Origin of the sequence: Pseudomonas sp. MD195_PC81_125 (genome assembly GCF_014060985.1) — a bacterium.
GTDB lineage: Bacteria > Pseudomonadota > Gammaproteobacteria > Pseudomonadales > Pseudomonadaceae > Aquipseudomonas > Aquipseudomonas parakoreensis.
In genome coordinates this window covers 1-699 of the sequence record NZ_JABULD010001038.1, presented here as the reverse complement: position 1 = coordinate 699, position 699 = coordinate 1, and the positions used below count along the sequence as shown (strand labels likewise).

Sequence of the window (699 nt, the reverse complement as noted above, 5' to 3'; positions counted from 1 at the left end):
TTCAGTTCAAACATCTTTGGGTTTTTAAGAAACCCTAAACTTGGCTCAGCAATCGTTGGTTACATCTTTGATTTCTCGCGGAGTAACTTGTGATGCTGATAATCTTGCTGACTATCAGTCTGACTCCACAAGCACCCACACGAATTGCTTTGATTCAGTTGTTAAAGAGCGGTTTGGTTAAGATCTTTCGTTCTCAACCGAGGCGCGCATTCTACAGCAGCCTCATTTGCTGTCAAGTGATTATTTTCAGAAGCTTTCGAAGAATTCTTCAACAACTTCAACCACTTGCGCTTCCGATCTCTCGTTAGCGGGAGGCGAATTCTACAGCGTTACACGCTGCTGTCAACACCTCTTTTTCACCGCTTTCGACCGAGAAGACCGAACCGTCAAAAGAGCCAAACATCACCGCTCTTTCAACTCCTTCCAGGCTTCGATGAACTGAAGCAACCCGCTGCCGAAACCTGCATAACTCGTTGAATCTCAAGGAGTTTTCCGTTTCGACTGCGCCGGAAGTGGGGCGAATTATAGACCTCCAGAATCTGCCGTCAACCGTTAATTTCAGTTTTATTGCAAAACCTGCTTTTTAGCCAATAAACGCGGGATTCGACGGGCAACAGTAGGCACACGCAGCAGTAAAAGCACTGCACCTAATAAAGGCATAGATCGTCCACTCCTTGAGATCAGCACGCACGATCCACA

General features: G+C 46.5%; 1 pseudogene. It reads right to left on the bottom strand.

What is annotated here, in order from left to right:
• Nucleotides 1–564: 564 nt before the first annotated feature.
• Nucleotides 565–699, bottom strand: a pseudogene (locus HT737_RS31065) (sulfoxide reductase heme-binding subunit YedZ); the annotation flags it as partial.